This is a genomic window from Abiotrophia sp. HMSC24B09 (genome assembly GCF_001815865.1).
In the GTDB taxonomy this organism is placed as follows: domain Bacteria; phylum Bacillota; class Bacilli; order Lactobacillales; family Aerococcaceae; genus Abiotrophia.
Genome location: NZ_KV822206.1, coordinates 1 through 24,785, shown reverse-complemented (window position 1 = coordinate 24,785; position 24,785 = coordinate 1). Strand labels below are relative to the sequence as shown.

Below are 24,785 nucleotides of genomic sequence, written 5' to 3'. Positions count from 1 at the left end.
GGTTAGCGGAGCTTTTGTGTACACTCAGTGTGCACAAAGTGTGCACAGAATTTTAATTACCTATAAGCACCTATAATCAAGAATATCGATTTATCGGTGTTTTTAATTACCTATAAGCGCCTATAATCAAGAAAATACATCGCCGGAGGGAATCGAACCCCCATTACAAGAACCGGAATCTTGTGTGATATCCTTTACACTACGGCGACAGTACTTGATTATCTTACCACAGAAGGTGTTTTTTGGCAAGGTCTTTCCCATGAATTTTGGCATAAGAAGAGCCCGGACGAGGCATGACCTCATCCGGACTGAATCATCTTATTACTTGGTCGTACTGAAGAAAACAGGCTTATCCAAGTCATAGGAAATTGAATAGTCGCCACCTTTAGGAACAGCTACTACCACATACCCTTCATGGTCACTACCTGGATAGAGTTCAATATCGGAGAACTTCTTCTCGTTTGGAACATCGGCATAGAAATCCACCTTAACTTCCTTACCCTTGGCATCAAATACTTTTGGTCGGTAAGGCGTTTTTAAAGGCTCATCTTCGTCGCCCTTTTCATAAACAAATTTGAGTTTAATCAAGTTTAACTCATAATTACTGTCCAATTTTTTGATGGCTTCTTTGTTATAGCTTTCAAACTCTAATAGTTTAGCTTCCGCTTCTTTGCCCTTGAGAACTTCTAAGACGGAAAGCTTAGCCTTTACATCAACCTTTTTACCTCCAATATAGTCTTTATATTGAACTTCCTTTTCTTGGCCTAAAGGGACTGGTGTGCTGCGTTTACCCCAGTTAGCCTTGTCTGCTTCTGAATGAGATTTTTTCTTGCTGGAAGATTCTTCTGAGCTAGAGGAAGCAGCCTCGCTAGAAGCGCTGGAGGAACTTGATGAACTTTCTGCTGTTACCAAGACGGTTGGAGCTAGGGCGCCAACTAAGCTTAAGGCAAAAGCTGCAGATAGAAGAACTTTTTTCATTCAATGACCACCTTTACATATTGATAATTTAATTATATCTTATTGAGAATCATAATACAAGATGAGATTCATACAAAAGGCTAGGGCCCCCGCCCTAGCCTTGTTTTGCTTATTTTTGTCCGTAGTAGGCATTGGCTCCGTGTTTACGGAAATAATGTTTGTCTAGCACATATTGTGGTAGAGGTTGAATGTCTGGGTTAATGTCTTCTGTTTCCAGGGCCATATGGCAGACTTCATCCAATACCAAGCTGTTCTCGATGGCCTTTTGAATACTTGGCCCCCAAGTGAAAGGTCCATGTCCTTGAACCAAGACGCCTGGAACTGCCAATGGATCCAAGTTGCGTTCCTTGAAGGTGTCCGCGATGACTACCCCAGTATTGACTTCGTAGGCTTCCGCCACTTCTGTCTCAGTCAAATGCCGGGTTAATGGCACTGGCCCATAGAAGGTATCCGCATGTGTCGTCCCGTAGCAAGGCAAATCACGCCCTGCTTGAGCCCAACAAACCGCATACTTACTGTGGGTGTGGACCACGGCATTGACGCCAGGAAAGGCCTTATACAGCACCACATGGGTTGGCAGGTCAGATGATGGGCGATAGCCATCAGCCTCCAGTGGCTTACCGTCTAAGTCGGTCACCACCATTTGGTCAGGCGTCATCTGCTTGTAGTCAACACCACTTGGCTTGATGACAATAACGCCTAAGTCGCGGTTAACTTCAGAGGCATTACCCCAAGTTAATTGGACCAAACCCCATTCAGGCAATTGTAAGTTGGCATTGAAGACGCGTTCTTTCATTTTGGCAATGATTTCTTCACGATTCATTAATATCCTGCCTCCTCAAAGATTGGTTTTAGGAAGGCCTGTGCTTCCTTGATACGTTCTGCTGGCTGGTCGTCGGTCTCACTCCACATTTCGAAGAGGAAGGTCCCTTCATAACCTAAGCGCTTAAGGGTCTTAAGGCAGCCTAAGAAGTCGACATCACCCTCACCCCATGGCACACACTTGAATTGGCCTGGGAAGTCTGGCGTCACATTCTTGGTGTCCTTAACATGGACAGCCACAATGTGGTCAATCCCCTTCTCTAGTTCGTAACCTGGATTGTTTTCTGGCCAAGCAGACAAGTTACCCAAGTCAGGATAGGCTTGCAGCCATGGTGACTTGATTTGTTGCTTGATTTCCATGAATTTAGACAGAGAGTTAATGAAGGGATCATCCATAATCTCAATGGACAGCATGACTTGTTTAGCAGCCGCCATCTTAACCGCCTTGTCTAGGTTCTGGATAAAGAGCTCACGCGAGAGCACGGTCTTGTCTTCATAGTAGACATCATAGCCGGCCAATTGGATGTTGCGGACGCCTAACTTAACCGCTAAGTCCACACATTCCTGCATCATTTCCAAGGCCTTTTGGCGCTTAGCGGGATCAGCCGACCCAAATGGATAGCGGCGATGACCGGATAAGCAGATGGAATAGATGCGAACACCTGTTGAGCGTTGAGCTTGGTTGACGGCTTCAATCTCTTGATCGGTCCATTGCAGGCGGGCCAGACGCTCGTCGGTCTCGTCAATGGACATTTCAACGAAGTCGAAGCCCAAGGAGGCCGCTAACTCTAGCCGCTCCTGCCAGGAAATTCCCTTAGGTAGGGCCTTCTCATAAATACCAAATGTTGTCATAGCCTAACCCCAGATCTCGCGGATCTTGTCCTTGAACTCGCGGGCTGCAGCAGCAGGATCTGCTGCTTCCGTAATGCCACGACCGGCAATGAAGGTGTAGACATCGACGCCACGGAAGAGTTCCAAGGTGTCCACGTTGAGGCCACCCGTTACAGAGACACGGAAGCCCATTTCGATTAATTTCTTAACCTTGCTTAGGTCGCGCTCACCCCAGGTTTCACCTGCTAGGAGGGCGTCACGGCTTTGGTGGTAGATGGCTTGGCTGATACCAGCGTCTAACCACTGTTGAGCCTGCTCATAAGTCCAGTCACCATATAGTTCGACTTGGATTTCCTTAACTTCTTTGGCTGCGGCCTTCATGGTTGGAATGGTGGCGCTACAGATACAGGTCATCCAGTCAGCTCCGTACTTAGCCACGTTCTTAGCCACAGTCCCACCCGCATCGGCACACTTGGTGTCAGCGACGATGATTTTGTCAGGGAAGATGTTGCGCAGGGTTTGAACCACTTCGCCCCCTACTTCCAGTAAGAGCACGGTCCCTGCTTCGATAATGTCGACTTCATGGCCAACCGATACGGCAGCCGCTACGGCATCAGGACGATTAGAATGGTCTAAGGCAACTTGTAAATTAGGAATTCCCATGCTTAACCTCCTTAGGCACCAATGCCGTTTTCAGCTAATTTCTCAGTGATTTCTTTTTCAGATAAGAGGTTTTGTAAGCCAATGACTTTAGTGTTTGGTAAGTCTAAGCCATCGAAGACATCGATTAAGGCTTTGGAGCAGATAACCACATCATAGCCCTTAGCCAAGGATTTAGCTTCGGCGATCGCACAGTGGTGGATTTCCAAAGGCACTCCGATTTTGCGGAAGACATTGGTAATCTTCATTTTAATAATTTGGCTTGAACCCATCCCTGAACCACATGCTGCTAATACTTTCATTTTTTATTCGCTCCTTTTTCATTCTTAAATTGGTATGGCTTGACCGGTGTAAGCGCAGTCAAGCCATCCACGTTTTTATTATACTACGATTAAGCTTCTTTTGCTTCTAAATAGGCTTCGTAATCTTCTGCAATAGTGAAGTAGTGTTCCTTGTTCTTGAGGTATTGCAATTGAGGAATTGCCAAGAGGATCACCAATACGACGCCCAAACCTACATAGTGTAAGTTTTGCATTAAGAAACCGAACCCAACCCAGACAGTGTCCCAGTCGAAGTTACCGTGCCAACCGCCGTATTTAGCTAAGCCGAAGGCACCTGCTGCCAAGGCCCCACCCAATACTTGGATGACCCCAGAAGCGAAGGTTAAGATAGAAGCGGCACGCAAGCCACCCTTGTGGTTAGCATAGACAGCGAAGGTCGCGTTGTCGAAGAAGACAGGTACGAACCCAGTGATGATGAAGACAGGGCTCTTGAAGACAATCAAACCGATGATGGCCACTAATTGACCTAATACCCCGAAGAGGAAACCGATGGTCACGGCGTTTGGTGAACCAAAACCGTAGACAGCCGCACAGTCAACCGCTGGCATAGAACCTGGCAAGAGTTTGTTAGAGATCCCTTGGAAGGCTTCAGACAATTCAGCCACGAACATGCGCACCCCAAGTTGCAATACTTGGATGTAAACGGTGAAGGTCAAGGCAACCTTCATGATGTAGAAGAAGAAGTCGTCTGTTTCCTTGAGAGTGGTCATCTTGAGCTTGAGAATTTCTTGCCCATTGACGCTGACTAAGTAGTCTTTACCTAAGATTAAGAGGATGGCACCGAAGAAGACAATCATCAAGATAGAAGTTGCCACGATAGATTCCTTGAAGATAGATAAGAAACCAGGCAATTCCAAATCTTCAATCTTACGGTCATTCTTACCAGAGAGTTTTGGCGCTAACTTGTCAGTTAACCAAATACCAAACATTTGTTGGTGACCGATAGCGAAGCCGCCACCTTCAGTGAGTTCTTGAGTTGCTTCAACCGTAAGGTTAGAAGCCACTGCCCAGTAAACCCCAAGGACAATCCCTAAAACCACCACAAATTGTAATTGGTTGACGTCATTGCCCAAAGCCAAAGCTAAGAGCCAGGTAGCCGTTGCAGATTGTTGGACCATGATGTGACCGGTAATGAAGACGGTACGCACCTTGGTAAAACGACGGAAGATGACCAAGGCTAAGTTAGCCAAGAAGGCTACTAAGAGCACTTGCACGGTCAAACCAGTGGCGTGACCTGCTTCTTTCAAGGCTGCTTCAGCCGCAGCTTGCCCGAAGTAAGGGTCGATAACGGCTGCTTGTAATTGGAAACGGTCAGCCAAAGCGACCAAGATTGGACGGAAGTTTGAAACCAAACCGCCGGCTGCCACGTTCAAGATCATATAACCGACCACGGCTTTGATGAAACCAGCTAGGGCATCATACCATTTGCGGCCCAAGAGTAAATAACCAACTAAGACAATCAGCCCGACAAAGTATTCAGGCTTGGTAAAGATGTTGGCATAGAAAAATTGCCAGAAACCGAATAAAAATTCCATATTATTCACCTAATCCCTCTAAAATAGATTGTAAGTCTTCCTTGCTGCGGGCCTTAACAAAGGCCTCCACCACTTCTTCTGAATCGAGCAAGGTCACGAGTTCAGAGAGGTTTTCCAAGTGCTTGTCATTGTCTGTAGATGCCAAGACGAAGAAAAGGCGAGGTTGGAAATCAGCGCCAGGACCGAAGTCAACTGGCTTGTCTGTGTTCATAAAGGCAACGGCGGTTTCATTCACCCCTCTTCCCTCTTGAGCATGGGGAATGCAGATGTCCGGCGCAATCACGATGTAAGGTCCAAATTCGTGGACATTAGCAATGATGTAACCTGGATATTCTGGCTCAATCACGCCCTGAGCCACTAAGGGCTCACAGGCAGCGCGAATGGCATCTTCCCAAGAATCGTATCCAGCTTGGAAGCTGAAACGATTGCCGTCAATAATTTCTCTTAACATTAGTCAGTCTCCTCTAGCTCAGTCTTATAAGAAGGATGGGAATGGCACGTCGTTTTCCTTGCTGAAGGCATCGTCGAAGCCACGGTAGAAGTTAAATTCTAACTTGTTCAAGTCTTGTGGGTAGTTGTATTGCCCCCCTACTTGCCAGATAAATGGTTGGAAGTCATATTGCAAGCGATCTTTCTTCATGTTCCAGAGGGCTAAGATTTCATCGGTGTCCGCCATGAAGTTAGTCCAGATATCGTGGTGAACTGGGATGACTACGCGGGCATTCAAGCACTCAGCCATACGCAAGATATCAACAGAGGTCATCTTGTCAGTAATCCCACGAGGGTTTTCACCGAAGGCCCCTAAGCAGACATCAATCTTGTGTTCGTTACCGTGTTTAGCGAACATGTTAGAGAAGTGAGAGTCGCCGGCATGGTAGATGTTACCACCTGAAGTTTTGAAGAGGTAGTTGACGGCGATTTGGTCCATGTCTTGTGGCATTTTACCCTTGAGTTCATATTCAGGGTCACCATCCCAAGTCACTAAGGCGGTCCGGTCGAAGGCTTCTAAAGCCACGACTTCGATGTCCTTAATCTTAACGGATTCGTTAGGACGCACTACCACGGTACGTTCTGCTGGGACACCCCATTTGAGCCAAGTATCGACCACGGCTTTAGGCCCCACGAATTTAGCCTCTGGGCAGTTCTTAGCCACAGCCGCTGCCGTATTAATGTCTAAGTGATCTGAGTGGATGTGAGTGACCACTAAAGCGTCCACGCCTTCGATTTCGAATGGATCCAGGACGAATGGTTGGTTACGTAAGTTTGGTTGGAGTTTTTCTACCCCAGACATACGCATCATTTGGTGGCCCTTCTTCATGTTGCCGGCCCCGTGACTGCGTTTACCTGTACCGGTCCAGAGATCGCAAAGGATGTTAGTGCCTTGATCGGATTTGATCCAAATCCCGGTACAGCCTAACCACCACATAGCGAAAGAATTTGGCTCTACTTGTTTGTCACGAATTTCTTCGTTGAGCCAAGTTCCCCACTCTGGGAAGGTCTCGCGCAACCAGGTATCCTTTGTTACATCTTGGATTGTTCTCATCATTATTACCTCCATTAACTTGTGTCTATCGATGTTTACATATCTATGATAACGCAACCAGACACCGCTTACAAGCTAATTTTATGTTCGATTTAACATTTAATGTGCTTTTAGTATGTTTGATGTTTGTTTTATGCTTGTTTTGTGGTAAAATGTCTTTATAGATTACCAGAAAGAAGTGTCCACCATGAAACGTTCCGTCCAAGATGTTCGTCAACGGCGTGATTTGATGATTCAGGCCCTCAACCAATCACCCAGCAAGAGTCTAACCGTCGAAATCCTAGCCCAACTGGCCAAGGTGTCTACTATGACGGTGCGGCGCGATTTGAACCTGCTGGCTAAGATGGGCATTATCGAACGCCACCATGGTTATGCCATCCTCAATGAGGTGCCCTTTTTCGAAGGCGACACCCAAAACCCCCATATCGAACAAATCAAACAGGCTATCGCCGAAAAAGCCGCTACTTATATAGAAGAAAAGATGACCATTTATATGAACACTTCCACCACCGCCATGCATGTCATGGACTATGTCAAGGAGACGCCTGTCACGGTTGTCACCAACAACCTGCGCATGAGCGAACAGGAAATGCACCCAAGTTCGACCATTATCCTGTCAGGGGGGGAGATTCATTTTCCTAAAGCGGCCCTGGTTGGCGAACTGGCGGCTGACTCCCTGCGCCATATCAATGCCAATATCTGCATTATGGGCTGCTCCGGCATTAACGCCCAGGTTGGCATTACCACTGGCGACTTCCGCGAGTCCAAGGTCAACCAACTCATGGTTCAGAACTCCCACGGCCTGGTCATCGTGGTAGCTGACTACCGCAAGATTGGTGTTACCTCCAATTTCCAGGTAGCCGGCATTCAAAAGATTGACATCCTCATTACCGACACCTATGGCGACCCTACCCTCCTCAAGGAAATCGAAGAGGCCGGCGTGACCGTCATCCAAATTGACGAAGCCATCTAAAGCCCAAGCCCCACTTGCCAGTCTTAAGCAAGTGGGGCTTGATTTTTTCTATAACAAAAGGGAGCTAGCTCACAGGCTGGCTCCCTTTTCTTGTCTTATTTCTTGTCTAATGATGGTTTCTAGGCAAGCTGAGAAACGCTCCCGGTCCTGGCGACTAAAGGGCTTAGGCCCCTTGCCTCCGTAGCGTCCCGTCTTGCGCCGGCTGACCTGACCCATATAGCGTTGGGTCAGGAGCTGGTCCATGGCTTCTGGCCGGTAGCGCCAGCCCATGTGATGTAAGACAATGGCCTTGTTAAGGAGAATGGTCGCCAGACCATAATCCTGGGTGACCACAATATCACCTGCTTGGACCAAGGCCACAATCTTATAGTCGGCCTGGTCGGCGCCCCGCTCCACATAAACCGTCTGGACATGGGCCGGATAGTCGGTCTTGCTGACATGGTTATAGGAGGCCACGATAATGACAGGCAAACCCCATTTGGCGGCTAGGCTAATAGCCTCGGCCTTAACAGGACAGGCGTCCCCATCCAGCAGAATCCGCATCTACTTATCCTCCTGGGCCGCCAATTTGGCTTCTACATAGGCATCTTGGAAATGCGTCGTCCAGTAAACCCACATAATCATGGCCATAAAGGCAATGCCCAATCCAGTGAGGACATGGGCCGGGTTGCCCGTCACAAAGCCTACCAGGACGGCCACCAAGGTTGGCCAACCGAAGCAGTTGAGGCAGACCCGGAAGGCCTGGCCATAAGACTTAATGGAGAAGATATCCGTGAATTTCATAAAGGACAGGAAGCCCGCCACACCAAAGAGCATGATTAGGAAGCTGACCGCTAGCAAAAGCCAGGAATTAATGAAGATGGTCAGAATAATGGCTAGGCGATTATTTTGGAACCACTGGCCAGATAGGAGCCGGTTGAGACTGTCGGCGCTAGTAGCCGGTCTAAAGTCAGCTTCTGGGTCATAAGGCTGGGACAAGAAGCGATTGCCTGCCGCCGTGACCACGAAACGTTCAGGTGTGAAGGCTACCCCCGCCTTGCCTGCCAGGCTAGCTTCTAGCTGCTGGCTATCATCTTGAGCCAGGAGTAGGACACGGCCTTGGTCATCGTCACGCAGACTGATGTCTTGGCTAGGCATGACCAGCTGACCTTGGGGACCTGTCGCATAATGAGACAGTTGCTCCGCTACTTGGTCGTCTAGCAGGGCCATAGACTGAGAAGCAAATTGATCTAGGCTGACAATCTTGAGCTGGCCAATTTTAACCGCAATGGGCAGAATCATGACGCTAATAATCAAGAGAATCACAGCTAGGGTCTGTCTGAGTTTGAGGGGTTGCCGCTCCTTGAAGGCCGACACTGGCCCTGCCATGGCGGCAAAGTAATTAAGGGGAAATGCTTTTGTGGACATCCGGGTTCCTACTTTCATTGAATTCTACCTCTCTAGTATACCATAAAGGCACCCGCTGGAAAACCAGGCCGAGAGGTCATGAGGGAAGAATTCCCCCTCTAAACAAAAAGGACAGGAAAAGCTTCCTGCCCCGTAAAGTGCTAATGTTAGCCCTTGGTCCCCCCGTTGACCAAACCGGTCACGAAGTTCTTCTGTAACATGAAGAAGAGGGCTGAGATTGGCACGGCGATTAAGATAGCACCGGCTGCGAAGAGCGCAACCCGTTGGTTACGTTGGTCCGCAATCAGAGTTTGCAGACCGGCTGCGACAGTATAAGACTCTTCCTTACGCAGCAAGAACTTAGCCAAGAGGTAGTCCCCGAATGGTCCCATGAAGGCCCAGAGGGCTTGCACGGCGATCATTGGGCGAACCAATGGCAAGACGATTTGCCAGAAGATCCGGAAGTGACCTGCCCCGTCAAGGTTAGCAGATTCATCCAAGTCGTAAGGTACGGTATCGAAGTAACCCTTCATCAACCAGGTATTCATTGGAATCCCACCCCCGATATAGATCAGAGAGAGGAACCAGAATTGGTTGAGGGCGTTGAGCAAGACGGCCATAACGTAGAAGGCAGTCAAGGCAGCCATGGTTGGCACCATTTGCACGATTAAGAAGAAGAGCAAGGATTTCTTACGGCCCATGAAGTTGTAACGGCTGTAAGCATAACCTGCCAAGGTGACAACGAAGACTTGTACCACCATGGTAGTCGTCGCGACGAACAAGGTGTTACGGTACCAAGATAGGTACTTGGTCTCGTTGAAGAGACGGGTGAAGTTGTCCAAGGACCATTGCATCCCCAAGTCTAGGGAGAAGGCGGTCACGTTCCCTGCCTTAAAGGCCGAACTCACGGTGATTAAGAGCGGGTAAATGATGATGATAGAGAGGACAACCATGTAGAAGTAGGTCAGAAATTGGCCTACATAACGGGAAAATTTCGCTGATTTAGTCAAATTTTTCATGATTAGGCCTCCTCAATGTTAAAGGCGTTGGTCTTCTTGAAGACGAATAAGGATACCGAGATGATGATCAAGGAGATGATCAAGGTCAAGGCCGCGGCAATGGAGAATTGTGGTGATTGGCCGGTGGTAATCTTATAGATCCAAGAAATCAAGATGTCGGTTGACCCGGCACCGCCCCCAACAGAACCCGGACCCCCATCGTTGAAGAGGTAGATCATGGTGAAGTTGTTGAAGTTGAAGGTGTATTGGGTCATGAAGATTGGTGCTGCCACCGACAAGATAACCGGTAAGGTAATGGCGGTGAAGCGTTTGACAGCCCCTGCCCCATCAATTTTCGCTGCCTCATAGAGGGTTTCAGGAATAGATTGTAGGATAGAAGTGGTCATGACATAGACATATGGGAAACCTAACCAAGCTTGAATCATGATGATGGCTACCTTAGTCCAGTTTGGATCGGTCTTCCAAGCCAAGGTTGGCAGATCCACAAATGGAATCAAGTGGTTCAAGAATGGAATAACCTGCGTGTTAATGGCCCCGATGGAGTCATTGAACATGTTAGAGAAGGTCATGATCGTGATGAAGGCTGGTACCGCCCAAGGCAAGAGGAAGATAACCCCGAAGATACGTTTACCCTTGATAAAGGGTTGGTGAGCCACAATGGCAGTGAATACCCCAATCACGATTTGTAAGGTGGTCGCACAGATGGTCCAAATCAGGGTCCAGTTGAAGACCGCCATGAAGGCATCACGGAAGGTTGAGAGGTTGAAGATGTTCCAGAAGTTCTCAATCCCTACCCAGTCTAAGAGTTTAGCAGGCGGCGTGTGTTTGAAGTCATAGTTAATAAAGGCTGTACATACCGTCACCAATACTGGGAAGACAATGGCAAAGGCCATAAAGATATAAGATGGAATAATTAAGAGATAAGGGAAACCATCCGCATAGATGTTGTGAATCATTTCCTTCAAGGTCTTAGAGATTTTCTCGCCCTTGTTGATTTTACGAGCGATGGAACGTGCGTCTAAGATGTTAGCCCCATAGAAGGCCAAGAAGATAATGGTAATGATGATTTGCAAGCTCCCACGAATTAAGAGGAAGAGGGAGTGGTCTTGCTTAGGAACGGAACCCAAGGTCACAAAGCCTACGAGGGCGTCATAACCGAAGGTAAACATTTCAAAGATAAAGAGTGCAGTCAAAGCCAGGAAAATAATCCCTTTGAGGGTTTGGCCATTATAGAATTGTCCCAGACCTGGAATCAGAGACAGGCTCATGGCTTTACGCTCATCTTGACGCGGTGCAACCGTGTCTGCCATAATAATACCTCCATTTCAATATACTAATAGTTGCTCTCCTCTTGCAAAAAGACCTGGTAGCCGAAGGCTACCAGATCATTCAGCTTGAGTGGTTAGTTATCAGCTTATTCGCCGTGTTTTTGTTCGATCGCTTGTTTGATCAATTCTACCGCTGCGTCAGCTGCTTCTTTAGCAGACTTGTTACCTGAAGCTGCGTCGAAGATTAAGTTTTCAGCACCCGGCCATACTTCAGCCATTTGTGGGATGTTTGGCATTGGAACTGCGTTAGCGAAGGTATCGATTACCGCTTTGGTAATTTCGTTACTGTCTTTAGCTGCTGCTTCACGTGCAACGTGGTTAGCAGGAACTTCGCCGAAGCCTTTGTACAATTTGTTTTGTTGTTCTTCAGAAGATGCCCAGTCTAAGAATTTTTGAGCCAATTCTTTGTTTTCTGAGTATTCTGAGATAACCCATGCTTTACCGCCGGCAAATGGTTTGTACTCGTTACCGCCAGGTAATGAAGGTAATTTAGCAGCACCTAAGTTAACTTTAGCATCTTTCAAAGCTTTAGCTTCCCAAGGACCAGTGATGATAGCAGCAGTCTTACCTTCGATGAAGGATTGTTTCATGAAGTCGTAAGAAGACTTAACGTCTAACATCCCTTTTGGCCATACATTCTTGTACCAGTCGCTGATGTAGTTGATGGCTTCAACAGACTTGTCGTTGTTCAAACCGATGTCTTTAGGATCTGTACCGTTTTGGCCAAATACATAACCGCCGTAACCAGCTAAGATACCGTAGCTGAAGTAGAAGTTAGTCAATTGACCGAGGAAGGCAACGTTCTTACCTTCTTCACCTGCGAACTTGTACTTGTCGTCTTTAGATAAAGCCATTAAGTCATCGAAAGATTTTGGAGCTTCTTTCAATAAGTCTTTGTTGTAGTACATGATGATGGTTTCGATAACAGCTGGCGCACCGTATACTTTACCGTCGATGGATACACCTTGTTTGTCTTTGTCATCGTACTTAGCGTCGTCTAATAATTTCACTTCTGATAAGTGACCAGCTTTTGCTAAAGCACCTACACGGTCGTTAGGTGCGACATAAACGTCTGCACCGTTCCCAGCAGGGCCGTCTAAAGCTAAAGCATCTAACATACCGAACATGTCAGTGTTGTCAGAGATTTCAACCTTCACGTTGTTTTTCTCTTCGAAGTCTTTGATGTTTGCTTTGAGGTAGTCAGTTAAGCCCCCACCAGAGATCACCAATTTAGCTTCTTGGGCAGTCGCAACTTTCACTGCGCCGAATGGGAATGCTGCTAAAGCCATAGCTGCAGACATGGTCCCGATTGCAAGTTTTTTCCAGTTAAATTTCATTACGAAATCCTCCTTAAAGATAGTATGTTGACGCTTTCGTCAAACGTTACAAGTTTATTATGCAATAAAACGAAACGGCTTTCAAGTTAAATTTCGGTGTTACCGATAACAACTTATATCATGAAAATATGACCAGTCTTAGCTTGTAAAGGCTCCTAGTTTATGGCTAATTTGATGCCTTAATTCTAGTAAATAAAGAGCCAAGCAAGTCCAACCTCGCTAGGCTCTTTCCTATTATAAGATAATCACAATTGGATCCTGATCCACCGTCAGCTTACCCTCCTTGACGGTCACAGGACTTGAAGTCAAGGCATTGACATAGTCCCCGTCTGGCAGGGCCACGGCTAGCTTGCCTGACTTGCCCTTGAGCGATACCGCCGCTAACAAGGCTAGGTCTTGGGATCCCGGACGCTTGTAGGCGATTTGCACTAAGTCTAAGTCACTGTCTCCTGATAAGTCATAAGCCCCTTGGACTGGCAGGGCCGACTTCTTGATTTCAATCAGGCGACTTAGGCAGTCGCTTAAGTCTTCCTGCCCTCCTTGCCAGTCAATGGGATCCCGATCAAAGAGATTAGGCAGATGGCTGGCGCCAATTTCCTGACCGTTATAGATCAGGCTAGTCCCCCGCTGCATCAAGCTAAAGGTCAACCAGTGGCGCAGCGAAGCGCCCTCTGGCATGACGCTAGCAAAGCGTGGCTGGTCATGATTCTCCAGGTTACGCAACTTAACATAGTTGTCAGGATAAATCATGTCCTGTAGGGACAGACGCTCCAGATACCAGTCCAGCGGAATTTCCCCGCGGACATATCGCTCATAGGCCGTCCAAATATCATAATCATAAGTCAGGTCAAAGACCTCATAGAGTTGGCTGTCGCTAGCCGCCTCTACCCCTTCCTGGCGCAGGGCCTTAACAAATTCTGCATGGACGGACTCTGCCAACCAAAGGAAGTCCTCCTTGACTTGAGCCACCGCCTGGCGGGCTTCCCGCCAAAAGTCAACGGGTACCATGGAGGCCACATCACACCGGTAGCCGTCCACGTAATGGGCCCAGTATTTCAGGCTTTCAATTTGGTAGTCCCAGAGACCCCGGTCCTGGTAGTCCAAGTCCACAATGTCGGTCCACTCTCCTACCCGGTTGCCCCGCTTGCCATCAGGCTTATAGTAAAACCATTCGGGATGAGTCTTGACCAAGACAGAGTCAGGTGATGTGTGGTTATAGACCACGTCAATCATGACCTTCATGCCCCGCTCATGGATGGCTTGGCAGAGGGCCTCGAAGTCAGTCAGAGTCCCATACTCAGGGTTGACTGCTCGATAGTCTTGAATGGCATAAGGCGAGCCTAGCTTGCCCTTGCGCTTATCCACCCCCAGCGGATGAATAGGTAGCAGCCAAATATAGTCCACACCTAGGGCCTTAAGCCGGTCAAGTTGGGGAATCACCCCTGCAAAGGTCCCTTCCTGGCTGAAGTTGCGAACATAGACGCAGTAAATAACGCTGCGACGTAAATCATAAGCTGTATCAAGTGCCATTATACTTCCTCCTCATAGATGATGAGACCATCAGGTCCCAGACAGTTGTCATAGTAACCATTAGCCAGACAGAGCTTAGCCGGCTGGTCGAATTTTACATTTCCCTCATGGTTGAAATAGGCCACCAAACGTGAGCCCTGGTGGGTCAGGCTAATCTTGATCCCATTGTCCAAGGCCTCATAGTCAATTTGTCCTTGAATAATCCAGTCATTGTAGCGGTGACGTAAGGCAATCAGGGCCTTAACAAAGGCATGCATGTCTTGGTCCTGCTGAGCCGGATCCCATGGCATGACCTTGCGGCAGCCTGGATCGTGGTCGCCATCTAAGCCATACTCGGTGCCGTAGTAGAGGCAGGGACTGCCCAACTGCAAGAAGTTGAAGGCCAGGGCCGCCTTGACCCGGTCCTTATTACCCTTGGCTAGGCTGAGAATCCGCCAGGTGTCATGGGAATCCAAGAGATTGAACATGACCTCATTGTGCTGACGACGGTAGAGCATTTGCTGGCTCAAGACCGCGTCCACTAATTTCTGGGAAGACCCACGATGCTCTAGGAAATATCGGGTAGTCTGGGTGGTGCCCAAGTAGTTCATAACCGCATCAAATTGGTCGCCCGCCAACCAAGGTTGGGAGTTATGCCAGATTTCACCCAGGATATAGAGGTCCGGCTTGATGCTTCGAACTTGCTGGGCGAAGGCCCGCCAGAAGTCATGGTCAATTTCATTGGCCACATCCAGACGCCAACCGTCAATGTCGAATTCGCGAATCCAGTAGCTGGCAATATCTAAGAGGTAACGCTGGACTTCTGGATTCTGGGTGTTGAGCTTAGGCATACGTCCTTCAAAGGCAAACATCTCATAGCTCAAGCCCTGGGCCCGGTGAACCTCCTTAGGCGTCAGGGGATCCACCACTGGATACTTGTGGATGTGGAACCAGTCTGTGTAAGGAGAATCCGCCCCTAGCTCCCTGACATCCTGCCATTGCTTGGAGTGGGCCCCGATATGGTTGAAGACAGCGTCTAACATGACCCGAATGCCACGGGCATGGCAGCCTTGGACCAGGCGTTTGAAGGTTTCCTTATCGCCAAAATGCGGGTCCACGCTGAGATAGTCGATGGTGTCATACTTGTGGTTGGTCGGCGCCTCAAAGATAGGACAGAGATAGAGCCCCCTAATGCCCAAGTCTGCCAGATAATCTAGCTCCTGAATAATGCCCTCTAAGTCACCGCCGAAGAAATCCTCAGAGGTCGGCCTAATCTTAGCATCCCAAGGCTGGGTCTGCTCAGGACTGAGTTCAGGTCGGCCATTCTTGAAGCGTTCCGGGAAAATTTGATACCAGACAGTAGACTTGACCCATTCCGGCACCTTAGCCCGCTCGCTCTCATGCAGATAAGCCAAGCGGAAGAAAGAATCAAAGTTAATATCCTGATCAGACTCCGATTCATGGAAGCCATCATCGCCGTAGACCATGGTCTGACCCTGACTGTCCTCCAAGACAAAGTAATACATAAGACGACGGTAAGGCACCGTCACTTGGACCTGCCAGAAATCAATGATCGAAGTCTGAGCCACTCGAGTCATTTGGGCCTCTTCCTGATCGGTTAGGAAGGGATCCTGAAAGACCACTCGCACCTTGCTTAGGTCGCCTCTTTTGCTGCGCAAACGCAGGTGAATCTGTTCCTGGTCGTAGAGATAGGCAAACTCCGACTCAGGACGATGATAAATACTGCTTAATTCCATAAAGTCACTCCTTGTCACTCTCATGCTAGCAGAATTGAGGTTCGATTACAAGAACAAGGAAAGCGGTTACCGGTATCAAGTCGAGCTAGTCCTAAGGGGGGATTTTAGACTGTAGGATTGACTACTGAGGCATACTTAATTTCCTATTCACTATTATTAAACATACAAAGACCCGCCTCTCCTTGGAGGCGGGTTAATTAACTAGTCTATTTATAGCAAATGCTTGATATCTCGTTTAAGATATTGTATGCGATAAGTCTTATTTTCCATCGATCCGCTTTCTTATGTCCGAAAAGACTTGATCATGTTCTAGTCGGGTATCCGTTTGGGCAGCCATTTGATCAGCCATATCAAGAGCTGATTCTACTGACTCAGTTAAACTAGCATAGTGTTCGATACTCATGACGACCATAGAACCATACCCATTCTTAGTCAAGTAGACTGGAGCCTGAGATTCTTGTACGATCGCTTCGATTTCAGGATACTTATTACGTAAATCAGATACTGGTCGAATATTAATCATATCTATCACTCCTTTATCCTAATTTTATCATAATAAACACTTTATCGCAATCTCTTTCTCCCGCTGATTTAAACTAAAATCCAGGCATATCCCTACTTCCTCATGACTTCATCAGAAAACCCTCTCTGCTGCAATGAGCAGAGAGGGTTGATTAGTTTTGATTTTGTCCATCAACTATTTGTAAATTGAAGAGCTAAAATCATCTGTCGCTTTGAGGTAAGCCTTATAGATGGCTTTTTTCAGCTTTTGAACAGGGCTTTCGATAAAGTCATATTTTAGCGCCTTGGTGTGGCCTGCCTTTATCTGCTCTAGTTCTTGCAGAACAGCCTTCTTCATAAAGTCACTGACTTTCTGACTAGTCAAGGCTATCTCCTGACCCTCATATTGGATGGTCACAGGTTTCAATTGGCCAAGTTTAGCGACTCTTTCCTTAATCTGATCCTTTTTGAAATCAGCATAGGTCTTGCCCTTTAAAATCTTATTGAAGATATAAGTATCAGATAAAGGTCTACCCTCAGCTTCAGCTGCCTGCTTGTATTGATTGGATACATAAGGGACAAAACCTTCATAGTAGCCTAAGGCAGCCATCAATTCAAAGGCCTGTTTTCTGAAGCTAATATCACCGCTCATACCCGAATCATTCTGGCTAACGCCATAAATGGTGTCAAACATATCAATCGTATAGTAGCCATTGGCCTCGATCAGGCCTCTATCTCTAAATCCAGCAATAATGTAACGATTGACTAGGATATGGTGGTCAATCAAGCTATCGATATTGGATAGTTGATTAGCCTCTTCCAAGCTAAGCGCTTGAATCTCTTCACTCATATGACTTGGTTTTACTGACGCATTGCGGTAGTCTACCCAGGTTCTAGAACCCTTTGTACCGACCGGAATAATCTTTTTGAAGTATTTGATCTTATCTTGTGGAGACATATCTTTACTTGCCTCCGCCTCTAGGTAATCGAGCGTGTAGAGGACATCAAAACTTCTTTGCATGTAGGTCTTCAAGTCTTCTGGTGATTGGAATCTGTCAGGCTTCTTATTATAAAAGCCGTCTTTGTCACTCTGATCATAGACAAAATTCAAGTTCAAGTAGGTGTCTGATTCTGGTGTATAGGAATTTTCAAACATCCCACGGGCATAGAATTCTGCCCCTGTCCCATCACGACGCCCCTGATTATTGAATAAGACGGTCCAATCCAATAAGTGGGTCATTTCATGAGAGTATGTGGCAGAGCCCCGATCGTCTAATACTCGATCAATGAAATAACGTACGCCTAAACCATTAGCCTCAGCCCCCACTTTACTTACCGGAGAATAGTAATTCATAGGCGTCATAAATTGGGCAACACCCCTATCAGCACTGCTACCAAAAGCTGGCGACCAAGTGGTCTCAATCTGAGCATCTTGCCTACTTGAATATTGCTTCATCGTATCAATAATCAAGCGATTGCTTACTAACTTATCACGATTTTCTGGCTTGGTGATCCGATAGAGAGTATCTACATAGTTAGCCTGCTGTTGGGCGGCCTTGTCAATTAAGGCCTTGACCCTAGCAACTTCTGCCTTGTATTGGCTTGGGTTAGACTGGGCAAGTGAGGCATCCAGATAGGTGCCTACATTCCCATAGCTAATGGTGGCCATGTTGCTTATCACATAGACACTTGGCTCGGTCAGATTCAAGAGCCCCAAAATGGCCGCCATATTGGCATCTTGTTTGCGAGGATCTGGCTCCCCTTCTGTTAACTTACGATAAAGTCCAACAGGGGCAGCAGGATTTTCCTTGGATGGTGTGGCCACAATCATGGCTTTACTTGCTTTCTTAAGCCAAGTCTCGGCATCATCGGATGTAAAGAGCTGGCGGTTGCTATCGAAAAATTCTTTTAGACTGGCCTTACCTGTAAGATCCGCTAGGTACTTCTTATAGGTCTGAGGACTATTGGTCAACTTCATCTCTTCATAAGACATGGAGCCTAATTTCTTCAAGCTATCTAAAGCTGTCACTTTTTTATTAGTGAATGAACTTGGATTAAAGGCCAGAATATCTCGAATATTGGTTTCGCCAAATTGAATATTATAAAAACGTTGAATGTAGGCAAGCCCTAATAGAATCTGCTCTTTATTGGCTTCCAAGTCCTGCTTAACCTTGCGTCTATTCTCGCTTGTATCGCCTAGAATACCTAAGGTATGAGCGGCAATCTTCTTGAAGCTAGCCTCTGCCTGGGCCTTAGTCTGATCAAAAGCCTCTTGAAGCGACAGTTTTTGCAGATACTCTGGACGGAGCAAGTCTTTGACTTCTTGGTCGCTAATATTAGGCCGTGTTTTCTTGAGTAAAATTTTACGCAAGGCAATATCGCGCGGATCATAGTGCGGCTCTAACTGTGCTTGGATCACAGGGCTATTTAAGAAATCCAGTGATTTGAGACTTTCAGCTAGGGCTGACACGTCTACCGCATTTTCTAAGCTAGGATTTGCTGGAAGCAAATGAGGTCTATCCTCCTGGGTGCCCACTAAAATAACTCTTGGTTGCATTTGCTTAGTGATTTGACGGCTTTCTTGAGGATTGAGCAAGTCACCTGTTGCTTCATTGACAGCATAGCTTCTGATTACTGTCTCTTCCCCAGCTTGACCGGCAAATTCTACTTTCTCCGTATTTTTAGCTAGTGATGGATCGTTTCTTCTTTCTTCAGCAATCGGAATGGCTTGGACTACTTTTTCAATGTTACCAACTTTCATCACCTTGTTAAGGGCTGGACTTACTTGTCTACTTGGACTATCTGCCGTCACCTGACCAGTCGTCCCATCTACTTGATAACTTGTAGTAGTGACTAGTTCCCCATCATGGCCAGCTTGCGCTAATACCTTTTGCCCAAAGGCCAAACTCGAATCGGCTTGATAGATTGTTTTGGCTGGGAGTGGAGTGCGTTCAACAGTCGGCTTAGTCCCTACTTCAACTAGCTGATCAACTTTATTGACTAGGACATTGACGGTCCTAGTCTCACTCATACTACCAGTGGCTTGATCAAGACTGTAAGTAGTCGTCACTTGCTCTTGCCCTTCTTGGCCTTGAACTTTTACCCTGCTGATACCCCGTTCCAAGCTGTCATTGGCTTGATAAATGGTCTCATAAGCAAGCCTTCTAGTTTCGACTCTAGGCTGCGGAATTGGCGTGGCTACTTGATAGACAGGAAGTTCCTCTTGAATCTCGGGCTCACCCGCTACCCCGCCTTCAAAGGCTGGAGGCTCTGGTTGAACTACTGCTTGGCCTACTTGCCCTTCATTGCTTGGAGGACTTGCTTGCGCCCCTGTGTCTCCAGTTGGAGTGGATTGATTGGTCGGTGGCGTTGCTGGAACTCCTGTGTCTCCGGCCGGAGCTTCTTGAACCGGCGGTTGGCTTGGCTGAACTCCTGTGTCTCCAGATGGGATTTCTTGAACCGGCGGTTGACTTGGCTGAACTCCTGTATCTGTGGCTGGAGTTTCTTGAACCGGCGGTTGGCTTGGCTGAGCTCCTGTGTCTCCAGATGGGACTTCTTGAACCGGCGGTTGACTTGGCTGAACTCCTGTATCTGCGGCTGGAGTTTCTTGAACCGACGGTTGGCTTGGCTGGGCTCCTGTATCTGCGGCAGGAGTTTCTTGAGCCGTTGGTTGGCTTGCCTGGGCTCCTGTGTCTCCAGTTGGGACTTCTTGAACTGTCGGTGGAACTAGTGGAAGCTCTAAGTCAGGCTTGCTATCTCTAGACGGAACTTCCGCATTTTGAACATCCTGGGCAAAAACTGGAGAGACTAAGGTATTACTAGAATAGGCCTTTGCAGCCTCTCTCTCAAAATAATAGCCGGTAAATTCATAGCCTTGAATTTTTTCCGGACTAGGTAAAAAATCACCCTCTACCCTTTTAATCTGAGCTGCTTGCAATTCAATAATATGCTCTAAAGCCTGGATACTTGCTCCCCCAGCCCCCAAAGCGAAAACCGTCACAAGGAAGTAGGCTGTTTTCTTTTTCTTCTTGATTAAAGTTAAAGACACTAGCAAGAAACTGGCACCCAAAAAGAGCATGCTATCATTGGACAGAGACCCTGTTTCTGGCAATTTGTTAGCAAGCTTTCGATAGACAAAGTAGTATTCTTTTCCCTCTTTTATCTGAACCTTGTTTTCTTCGAACCACTGTAATTCTGTCTTAAGCATATGGCTTAAATCCTGCTCATCGACATAGTGGTTACTTATTTCTTTAATGTTAGCTTCTGCAGCTGCTACTGGCTGAGAACCTAGTCCTACAAAAAATAAACTCGCTCCTATTAATACGGAACAAGTCCCTATGGCATATTTTCGCAAAGAAAAACGTTGCCTTTTTTCGTATTGAATTTGCTTCATTACTTCACCTATCGTTCTATTTTAATGTAGTTTCAGTATATCAGAAACTACTCACATTCACAAAGGTTTTTTGGCGCTTATTATGAGAGTTTTAGCATATCCACATAACTTTATCATAATAATCAAGAAGATGTATATACATATATTCTTTTCCTTTCATGATGTCAACATAAAAAAGAATTTACCCCTCTCACTCACAACAAAAAAGCAGGGACTTAGTCCCTGCTACTTCCGGATGACAGCGTCTAATCATCCAAACGATCATCATCGATACCTACCACTTGACCAGACTGAGCATCTACTTTGACTTCAACATCGATGTCACCTTTCTTGTAAGTCAGGCTCCATACAGTCGCAGCCCCTTCACGGTCTAACTCCCAATGATCTAGCTTCAAGTCCTTAACATCGGCCCCCGCTTCGGCAGCTGCCTTAATGTCCTTGAAGTCCTTCATCTTCTCTAAGTTAAGGCCTTCTTCGCGACGCTCAACGCCCCCTTGTTTAGCCTTAACTAAGCTTTGTTCAGACTTAGCTACTTCGGCATTAGTTGCAGCATTAATCTTAAGTTCGTATTCATTATTATCATCAACTGCATCATATTCTACCACATAGAATCTCAAATCATCGTCAAACTTCAATTCAACATTGGTTAAATCTTGCTTAGGATGAGCATCGCGATAGAATTTGATGAATTCTTCTGCAGTCTTGGTTACTTGATCATAAGTCGTTGCATTTGGCTTATTAGCCTCATTGCTGTTAGCAGTTGCCGCTGTTGAGCTGGCACTTGAGTCTGAGGATTGAGCCAATACGGTCGGTGCTAAGCTAGCAGTTAGGGAGAGGGCCACCAAGGCTATTGTCAATTTTTTCTTCAGTATCATAGTAAAGACCTCCTATACTTTTAACTTGTCTATATGATAGCACGACAATTGTAGAATGTCAACCTATAAACCTATTATTCTTCCGAAACTAACTTCTCAACCCACTCGGCATTGACCATGAGTTGTAGGTTGGACTCATGCTGGGTCATGCGGTCACCCCAGCGCTCTAAGATCAAATCGTAGTGGTCCCGATCAAAGGCAATAAAGGCTACAATGTCATCCTCATGCATGAGAATGAATTGCTTCTGCCCTGTCTCCCCATCCACATAGAACTGGACCCGCTCCACTTGGGCAGTCGGATACTGCTCCAGGAAGGTGGCCTGAAGGTAGTATTTCAAGAGCTCGATTACCCGGTCATCCAGGCCCGCCTCGAAAATAAAAATCTTCTCCCACAAATCACGCAATTCCGGCACAATGCGGAAACGATAGCCCGCCTTACGTTGGACATAACCTTCCTCGCGGAAATAAATGGTCCGTAAGTCATGGGCAATCTGGACATGCTTTTCAGGTTGAGGTTCATAGTAGACCATGAAGACACGCTTAGGGTCATGGTAGAGATAGCCATAGTTGACGAAGGTGTCATAGCCACAATTCTCGCAGTGGAAACTCAAGAGATCAGTCGACATGACTAGGGGCTTGAGTTCAGGGTTGGCACTAATATTAATGCTGTCATAGGCCAGGAAATCTTGTGTATGGTTACAGTTAGGACAAATCATGGGATAGGTATGGTGTCGGGTCATAAGGTCACTCCTTTAATTTTTACTTCCTATATATACCAAAAGATTCAGTTGCGAGCAACTGAATCTTGAAGTTGACTTAACGGGTATTGGCGACATTGCCGTAGGTTTCAGTCAGAACAAACTCAGGGTTGCCTGCCTGATCTTCGACTGCAATGAGGCCTGCTTTTGGTGCGTAGTAGAGGTAGATCGTGCCACTTGGCAATTCACGCGATACCTTGACGGTGTTCTCGTAGCGCTTGCCATTGATGACATAGGTCATAGGATTAGCCACCACTGTGTTCTTAACCGACTTATCATAGCCGGTATAGTAGACCTTACCCACCGTCAAATCCGCTGGCAGAATCAAAGCCTGCTTGTCGTCCTTGGCCGCGTCTGTGGTCCGCTTGTCTTCCACATCACTATAGGTGTCAAAGTGCGCGAGTTCGTAGAGACCGTCCTGTCTAATCTGGTAGATATAACAGTTAGAGCTAGTCCCTTCCAGGACAGAGATTTGGAAAATCCCGTTAGCATCTGGCGAATATTCCATAATGACATCCCGGGCGCCACCCTCTACCCCATTGCCCACATAGTGGTAATTGACGAAATGGATATAGGGAGCACTCTCGGACCAGTCTGGTTTGGCATAGACTGGCTGCCCCATTCCCAATAGGAATACGGCTAGCAGGCCTAAGATGGCCCAGCCACGACGCGCTATTGATTGCTTCTTCCGCATCGTACTTCCCCCTTTTCGACAATGCTACTACTTTACTCTCTTATTCTATCATAAAATCCGCCAAACGGAAGGAGTTTAGCAAGAATAAACTATGAATTTTTAATGAATGACAAAAACAAGAGCTTGGGATTAAATCCCAAGCTCTTGTTAGGCTGTCACCAGGACAGTTTTTAGGTTTCTTAGCCTTGATGAGATTAGCTCACTTGCTCTTCTTCATCCTTGCGTTTGCCAGCTGCGACTAGACCTAGACCTGCTAATACAGCAAGTGCTGCTGCAGAGAAGAAGGTCTGGTTGCTGGTTTCCCCGGTCGCTGGTAAGAGACCTTGTTTCTTAGCATCGCAATCTGGACATGGCGCTTGAGTTTGGCAATCTGGACATGGCACTTGACTTGGCGCTGGGTTAAGCGCAGCAATGTCTGCTAGTGCTTGGTCTAAGATGGCTTTGACTTGGTCTTGACTGCTTGCTTGGTCAATCGCGTCCTTAGCTTTTTGAGCTAGGTCTTGGACTTGAGCAATAGCCTTAGCCTTGTCCGCGTCATTCAGATCCTTACGAGCCTTGAGGGCGTCAATCTTAGCTTGGCCTGCCTGATCGATTGCTAGCTTACTATCCGACTTACTGTCAGAACTTGGGCTGAAATCTTTGAGGCTAGCTTGGGCCTGCTTAACAACTGCAGCCACATCAGCGTTGGTGGTCGCAGCATCGATTGCTGCCTTAGCCTTGTTAGCTGCGTCTGCCAACTTAGCCTTAGCTGCGTCCTTCTCTTCTTGCGTCAAGTCGGTACGGGCGTCGATTTCCTTGGCCTTGTCTACCACTGCTTGATCGATGGCTGCCTTAGCTGCTGTCTTAGCATCAGCGCTTGGGCTTTGGTCCGCAATGGACTTAGTACCTGCTGCTAGAGCTGCGTCTACTTCTGCATTGGTGCTTGCTGCATCGATCGCTGCCTTAGCCTTGTTAGCTACGTCTGCCAACTTAGCCTTAGCTGCGTCCTTCTCTTCTTGCGTCAAGTCGGTACGGGCATCGATTTCCTTAGCCTTGTCTGCTACTGCTTGGTCGATGGCTGCTTTGGCTGCATTCTTAGCATCGGCTGTTGGGCTTTGATTCGCAATAGACTTAGTACCTGCTGCTAGAGCTGCGTCTACTTCTGCGTTGGTGGTTGCTGCATCAATCGCTGCTTTAGCTTGCTTAGCTGCGTCTGCCAACTTAGCCTTAGCTGCGTCCTTCTCTTCTTGCGTTAAGTCAGTACGTGCGTCGATTTCCTTGGCCTTATCAGCGACTGCTTGGTCGATAGCTGCCTTAGCTGCTGTCTTAGCGTCAGCTGTTGGGCTTTGGTCCTTGATGGACTTAGTGCCTGCTGCTACCGCTGCGTCTACTTCTGCATTGGTGGTTGCCGCATCGATGGCTGCTTTTGCCTTGTTAGCTGTATCAGCTAACTTAGCCTTAGCTGCATCCTTCTCTTCTTGCGTTAAGTCGGTGCGTGCGTCGATTTCCTTAGCCTTATCAGCTACCGCTTGATCAATGGCTGCCTTAGCTGCTGTCTTAGCATCA

The 24,785-nt window shown here is 47.2% G+C and carries 22 protein-coding genes and 1 tRNA gene; 1 reads left to right on the top strand and 22 read right to left on the bottom strand.

Features of this window, described 5'->3' with window-relative positions; all coding sequences use genetic code 11:
• Positions 1-137: 137 nt before the first annotated feature.
• The 9 genes from HMPREF3093_RS05930 to ulaG all read right to left on the bottom strand — a co-directional run bounded on the left by HMPREF3093_RS05930 (position 138) and on the right by ulaG (position 6,710).
• Positions 138-209, bottom strand: a tRNA-Arg gene (locus HMPREF3093_RS05930).
• Between the two features lie 112 nt (positions 210-321).
• Positions 322-978 carry a hypothetical protein gene (locus HMPREF3093_RS05925; protein ID WP_070756125.1) on the bottom strand — a complete coding sequence of 219 codons (657 nt, stop codon included), beginning with the start codon at positions 976-978 and terminating at the stop codon, positions 322-324.
• 109 nt (positions 979-1,087) lie between these two features.
• A complete protein-coding gene (locus HMPREF3093_RS05920) occupies positions 1,088-1,801 on the bottom strand; it encodes an L-ribulose-5-phosphate 4-epimerase (protein ID WP_070756124.1) in 714 nt (237 codons plus the stop codon).
• Positions 1,801-2,652 (bottom strand): L-ribulose-5-phosphate 3-epimerase, encoded by an 852-nt coding sequence (locus tag HMPREF3093_RS05915; protein WP_070756123.1) that lies wholly within the window; start codon positions 2,650-2,652, stop codon positions 1,801-1,803. Before HMPREF3093_RS05915 ends, HMPREF3093_RS05920 begins: the two co-directional genes overlap by 1 nt.
• Before the next feature lie 3 nt (positions 2,653-2,655).
• The gene (locus tag HMPREF3093_RS05910) at positions 2,656-3,294 is read right to left on the bottom strand and encodes a 3-keto-L-gulonate-6-phosphate decarboxylase UlaD (protein WP_070756122.1); all 639 of its coding nucleotides are present in this window, start codon (positions 3,292-3,294) and stop codon (positions 2,656-2,658) included.
• Positions 3,295-3,305: 11 nt separating this feature from the next.
• Complete coding sequence (locus HMPREF3093_RS05905) at positions 3,306-3,593, bottom strand: PTS sugar transporter subunit IIB (RefSeq protein WP_023391861.1); 288 nt, start codon at positions 3,591-3,593, stop codon at positions 3,306-3,308.
• 89 nt (positions 3,594-3,682) lie between these two features.
• Entirely contained in the window at positions 3,683-5,167 is a 1,485-nt protein-coding gene (locus HMPREF3093_RS05900) for a PTS ascorbate transporter subunit IIC (RefSeq protein ID WP_070756121.1), read from the bottom strand.
• A gap of 1 nt (position 5,168) precedes the next feature.
• A complete protein-coding gene (locus tag HMPREF3093_RS05895) occupies positions 5,169-5,618 on the bottom strand; it encodes a PTS sugar transporter subunit IIA (RefSeq protein ID WP_023391859.1) in 450 nt (149 codons plus the stop codon).
• Between the two features lie 24 nt (positions 5,619-5,642).
• Entirely contained in the window at positions 5,643-6,710 is a 1,068-nt protein-coding gene (gene ulaG, locus HMPREF3093_RS05890) for an L-ascorbate 6-phosphate lactonase (protein WP_373880578.1), read from the bottom strand.
• 187 nt (positions 6,711-6,897) lie between these two features.
• Here ulaG and HMPREF3093_RS05885 point away from each other — a divergent pair, with 187 nt between their 5' ends.
• Complete coding sequence (locus HMPREF3093_RS05885) at positions 6,898-7,683, top strand: DeoR/GlpR family DNA-binding transcription regulator (RefSeq protein ID WP_070756119.1); 786 nt, start codon at positions 6,898-6,900, stop codon at positions 7,681-7,683.
• A gap of 69 nt (positions 7,684-7,752) precedes the next feature.
• On the opposite strand, the gene HMPREF3093_RS05880 is transcribed toward HMPREF3093_RS05885, so the two are convergent.
• From HMPREF3093_RS05880 to HMPREF3093_RS05820, 13 genes are all read right to left on the bottom strand, one after another.
• Entirely contained in the window at positions 7,753-8,226 is a 474-nt protein-coding gene (locus HMPREF3093_RS05880) for a YaiI/YqxD family protein (RefSeq protein WP_070756118.1), read from the bottom strand.
• Positions 8,227-9,090, bottom strand: coding sequence for a hypothetical protein (locus tag HMPREF3093_RS05875; RefSeq protein WP_070756117.1), 864 nt, complete (start codon positions 9,088-9,090; stop codon positions 8,227-8,229).
• A gap of 146 nt (positions 9,091-9,236) precedes the next feature.
• Positions 9,237-10,088 carry a sugar ABC transporter permease gene (locus HMPREF3093_RS05870; RefSeq protein ID WP_023391854.1) on the bottom strand — a complete coding sequence of 284 codons (852 nt, stop codon included), beginning with the start codon at positions 10,086-10,088 and terminating at the stop codon, positions 9,237-9,239.
• 2 nt (positions 10,089-10,090) lie between these two features.
• Positions 10,091-11,398, bottom strand: coding sequence for a sugar ABC transporter permease (locus HMPREF3093_RS05865; protein ID WP_070756116.1), 1,308 nt, complete (start codon positions 11,396-11,398; stop codon positions 10,091-10,093).
• Positions 11,399-11,502: 104 nt separating this feature from the next.
• On the bottom strand, positions 11,503-12,753 hold the full coding sequence (locus HMPREF3093_RS05860) for an extracellular solute-binding protein (RefSeq protein ID WP_070756115.1): 1,251 nt from the start codon (positions 12,751-12,753) through the stop codon (positions 11,503-11,505).
• 234 nt (positions 12,754-12,987) lie between these two features.
• Entirely contained in the window at positions 12,988-14,283 is a 1,296-nt protein-coding gene (locus HMPREF3093_RS05855) for an alpha-amylase family glycosyl hydrolase (RefSeq protein ID WP_070756114.1), read from the bottom strand.
• Complete coding sequence (locus tag HMPREF3093_RS05850; protein WP_070756113.1) at positions 14,283-16,019, bottom strand: glycoside hydrolase family 13 protein; 1,737 nt, start codon at positions 16,017-16,019, stop codon at positions 14,283-14,285. The genes HMPREF3093_RS05855 and HMPREF3093_RS05850 overlap by 1 nt, the downstream gene beginning before the upstream one ends.
• Positions 16,020-16,278: 259 nt before the next feature.
• Positions 16,279-16,542, bottom strand: coding sequence for a type II toxin-antitoxin system Phd/YefM family antitoxin (locus HMPREF3093_RS05845; RefSeq protein ID WP_070756112.1), 264 nt, complete (start codon positions 16,540-16,542; stop codon positions 16,279-16,281).
• Between the two features lie 174 nt (positions 16,543-16,716).
• Complete coding sequence (locus HMPREF3093_RS05840; protein ID WP_070756111.1) at positions 16,717-20,913, bottom strand: ZmpA/ZmpB/ZmpC family metallo-endopeptidase; 4,197 nt, start codon at positions 20,911-20,913, stop codon at positions 16,717-16,719.
• A 245-nt stretch (positions 20,914-21,158) separates the two neighbouring features.
• Positions 21,159-21,788 carry a PepSY domain-containing protein gene (locus tag HMPREF3093_RS05835; RefSeq protein WP_070756110.1) on the bottom strand — a complete coding sequence of 210 codons (630 nt, stop codon included), beginning with the start codon at positions 21,786-21,788 and terminating at the stop codon, positions 21,159-21,161.
• Between the two features lie 74 nt (positions 21,789-21,862).
• Positions 21,863-22,528: a CpXC domain-containing protein gene (locus tag HMPREF3093_RS05830; protein WP_070756109.1), complete on the bottom strand. Its 666-nt coding sequence runs from the start codon at positions 22,526-22,528 to the stop codon at positions 21,863-21,865.
• A gap of 76 nt (positions 22,529-22,604) precedes the next feature.
• Positions 22,605-23,240, bottom strand: coding sequence for a hypothetical protein (locus tag HMPREF3093_RS05825; RefSeq protein WP_070756108.1), 636 nt, complete (start codon positions 23,238-23,240; stop codon positions 22,605-22,607).
• Positions 23,241-23,434: 194 nt separating this feature from the next.
• Positions 23,435-24,785, bottom strand: a 1,351-nt coding sequence (locus HMPREF3093_RS05820; protein ID WP_143227669.1) for a DUF1542 domain-containing protein, incomplete at its 5' end; no start/stop codon positions are given.